The organism is Bradyrhizobium sp., from assembly GCF_049581145.1.
Lineage (GTDB): Bacteria > Pseudomonadota > Alphaproteobacteria > Rhizobiales > Xanthobacteraceae > Bradyrhizobium.
Genome location: NZ_JBAURI010000964.1, coordinates 1 through 3,440 on the forward strand (window position 1 = coordinate 1; position 3,440 = coordinate 3,440).

The 3,440-nt window shown below is 62.4% G+C and carries 3 protein-coding genes; 2 read left to right on the plus strand and 1 reads right to left on the minus strand.

Going from position 1 to position 3,440, the window contains the following annotated elements; genetic code table 11:
- Positions 1–18: 18 nt before the first annotated feature.
- Together WCB02_RS31445 and WCB02_RS31450 are read left to right on the plus strand one after the other, a co-directional pair.
- Positions 19–213, plus strand: a complete 195-nt coding sequence (locus WCB02_RS31445) for a hypothetical protein (protein ID WP_423964283.1) — start codon at positions 19–21, stop codon at positions 211–213.
- Between the two features lie 805 nt (positions 214–1,018).
- On the plus strand, positions 1,019–2,794 hold the full coding sequence (locus WCB02_RS31450) for a B12-binding domain-containing radical SAM protein (RefSeq protein WP_423964279.1): 1,776 nt from the start codon (positions 1,019–1,021) through the stop codon (positions 2,792–2,794).
- 108 nt (positions 2,795–2,902) lie between these two features.
- On the opposite strand, the gene WCB02_RS31455 is transcribed toward WCB02_RS31450, so the two are convergent.
- Positions 2,903–3,271, minus strand: coding sequence for a hypothetical protein (locus WCB02_RS31455; RefSeq protein WP_423964281.1), 369 nt, complete (start codon positions 3,269–3,271; stop codon positions 2,903–2,905).
- Between the last annotated feature and the right edge of the window lie 169 nt (positions 3,272–3,440).

Sequence of the window (3,440 nt, forward strand, 5' to 3'; positions counted from 1 at the left end):
CTCCTTATCAGATTGGAGATGGAAGTGGCCAAGAAAGCAGTCAAGAAAAAGATCGCCCGCAAGGAATATACCGCAGCTGATATCAAGCTGTTGAAGATGCATTCCAAAGCCAGAACGCCGGTCACGAAACTGGCGAAATTGATGAAGCGCTCGGAGGGCTCGCTGCGACAGAAGGCCTTGAAGCTCGGGATCGGACTGGGTCATCAAAGATAGCGAACCGCGATCCGAGACAGCGGGTCGGCGCTTCGGCGCCGCCCGCGGCCTGATGACAGGCTCCCCGATATGCGCGATCGGTTCGTCAGGATGAGCTTGCTTCTATCGCGGAGTTCATCATCGGACGTGCATTCGCGTCCGCTCTTTGCGCTGTGGCGGATTGGCCCGTCAGCGGCCTCCGGGCGAAGTATATTGTAAAAACAACAAATATCGGATCTCGCTAACCAGCGCCGGATCTTCTTCGCGCGGGCCGATTACCCGACGAACGAATTGCACGATGGCGGCACCCTAACTGCCGACCCTCCGCGACGCCGGGTCGCTCCGACCCGCGGTAATTTCGCCGGAACCGCGACGGTCGCCGTGCGGGATTGCGTCGCTCTGTCGCAGCCCGGTCCGTCACATCGGGACGGAGGACGACGTCGTCGACCTGCTGGCAGACCGATTCCTGTCCGACTGTGCCTGCAGCGTTGCGCGGGCCTGCCCTGTCCAGGTCCGACAGGTCGATGTCGCGGCAGCCGGCCGGCAGCCGCCTGATCTTCCGCCCCGTGATCTCGAGAGAACGATACGAAACAGCCGGTCGATCGGGCTGCACCTGAAGCTGTGCGGGGCCGCTCGCCACAACGCAAATATCATCATCGGGCCGGGAATAGGGGGGCTGACCACAATTAGGCGCGAATCCCCCGGCTCCGGCGCTGCTGAGCGCAGACTATCGCGATCGTCATCGAACGACGCCTGAACAAATAGTCATGTGCTTTTCGCCGGCCGCCATGTTAACGCGCTCAAGCCATTATTTTGGAGATAATTAGTGCCGCAGCCCATCGTGGCGCCCAGGCGACGTTTTCAGCTCATTCTGATCAAGCCGTCACATTACGACGACGACGGATACGTGATCCGATGGTGGCGGGCGATGACGCCGTCAAATTCGCTTGCCGCCGTCTATGGCATCGCTGCCGATTGCGCCGAGCGGCGAGTGCTTGGACCGGACGTCACGATCGACATCGAAGTGATCGACGAGACCAACACACGTGTCGATATCCCGGCACTGGTATCCCGATTCAAGCGCCATGACGACTTCGGATGCGTGGCGCTGGTCGGCGTTCAATCCAATCAATATCCCCGCGCCCTCGATATCGCACGCCCGTTCCGGGCCGCCGGAATTGCCGTGCTCATCGGCGGCTTTCATGTCTCGGGATGCCTGTCGATGCTGGACGGCCACGCGGTTGATCTCGATGCCTGCGGCGAGATGGGTGTCGCGATCTTTGCCGGCGAAGCCGAGGGACGGCTCGAAGCGGTCCTTGCCGACGTGGCCGCGGGGCGGCTCGCGCCGGTCTACAACTACATGAAGGATTTGCCGGGGATGGAGGGCATGCCGGTGCCGTTCCTGCCGAAGCGATACATCGAGCGCACGCTCGGCGCCAGCTCCAGTTTCGACGCGGGCCGCGGCTGCCCCTACCAGTGCTCGTTCTGTACGATCATCAATGTGCAGGGCCGCAAATCGCGTTATCGTTCGGCCGACGATATCGAGCGCCTCGTGCGCCTCAATTGGGCGCAGGGCATCGGTAAATTCTTCATCACCGACGATAATTTCGCGCGCAACAAGGAATGGGAGGCAACCTTCGACCGCCTGATCGAGCTGCGTGAGCGCGAGGGCATCCCGCTCGGCCTCATGATCCAGGTCGACACGCTATGCCACAGGATTCCGAACTTCATCGAAAAGGCCAAGCGCGCCGGCGTCAACAAGGTCTTCATCGGGCTGGAGAACATCAACCCCGACAATCTGGCGGCGGCGAAGAAGCGGCAGAACAAGATCACCGAATACCGCAAGATGCTGCTGGCTTGGAAACAACAGGGCATCCTGACCATCGCCGGCTACATTCTGGGCTTTCCAGCCGACACGCCGGAGACGATCAGGCGCGATATCGCCATCATCCAGCAGGAATTGCCGATCGACCTGCTCGAGTTTTTCTGCCTGACACCGCTCCCCGGTTCGGAGGATCACCAGACGCTCTGGAGGAACGGCGTCGCGATGGACGGCGACCTCAACCGCTACGACGTCGAACATGTCTGCACGGCCCATGCGAAGATGAGCGCAAAGCAGTGGCAGGACATCTACCATGAGGCCTGGCTGCTCTATTACACGCCGGCGCACATGAAAACCCTGCTGCGGCGTGCCGCCGCCGTGGGGGTGCCGATCGGCAATCTGGCAAAATATCTGCTGACCTTTTCGACCACCGACCGGCTCGAAAACGTCCACCCGCTGCAGGGCGGCATCCTCCGCCTCAAGCATCCCTCGGAGCGCCGGCCCGGTCTGGCGCGTGAGAACGCCTGGTCGTTCTGGCCGCGGTTGTGCTGGGAGACCCTGGTCAAGCACGCAATCCTGATCCGAGCAGCCGTCCGACTGCTGATCTGGCAAAGCGCGATCATGCGCGACCGCGATGCCGGCAAATATATGGACCCGGCGCTGACGCCGGTCGGCGACGACGACGAGACCCTCGACCTCATGACCAAGACGACCGGCGCCTTGGCCGCGGTCGCTCACGCCAGGAAGATCGCCGAGTTGACCGGCGTTAAGGTCGCCTGAGGTCTGGCCGTCATCCGGCGGGGCTCGCGGTGCGCGATGGCCGGCTGCGCCATCCAGCAGGCCATGCTGGGCCGCCGGCGCGAGCCGGCGGGTTGATGTCTTACGATTTTACTCGCAAAAGCGGATCCGACGGATGAACCATCCATGTCGGGTGTGAACCCGCTGCCGGCGCACGTAGCAGACCACATCGTTGTCTTCGTCATCCGGGTAATAGCCGTAGGGGTAATCATACCCGTACGGCCCATAGACCCCAAAACCCCAGCCACCGCCGTGAAATCCATGGAAGCCGCCGCCGTGGAAGCCACCGAAGCCGCCGCCAGCGTGGCCACCAAAGCCTCCGCCCCCATGGCCGCCGAAGCTACCTCCGCCGCCATGGCCGCCGCCACCCCCGCCCGCGCCGTGGGCTGATGCACCGGATGGCAGTGCGCAGCCAGCTATTGTGATCGCGACGAGGGCGATGATCGTTTTACGCAACATGAACGTTCTCCTGTCGAAGACCTTACGATGGGCCCTCGGTCGCACCCAGCGCTTGATGAGCATCAAGCGCAACATTAAATCGCGGTAACATTGCGCGATCCTGCAAGCCTGTCACACGGCGCCAACGGCCTGCGCCCTGGGTTCGGCGCTGGAAACAGCCGGCCTGGAG

Bases quoted from the DNA above. Each gene is read 5' to 3' on its own strand.
- WCB02_RS31445 (WP_423964283.1), top strand. From the start codon at position 19: ATGGAAGTGGCCAAGAAAGCAGTCAAGAAAAAGATCGCCCGCAAGGAA.
- WCB02_RS31455 (WP_423964281.1), bottom strand. From the start codon at position 3,271: ATGTTGCGTAAAACGATCATCGCCCTCGTCGCGATCACAATAGCTGGC.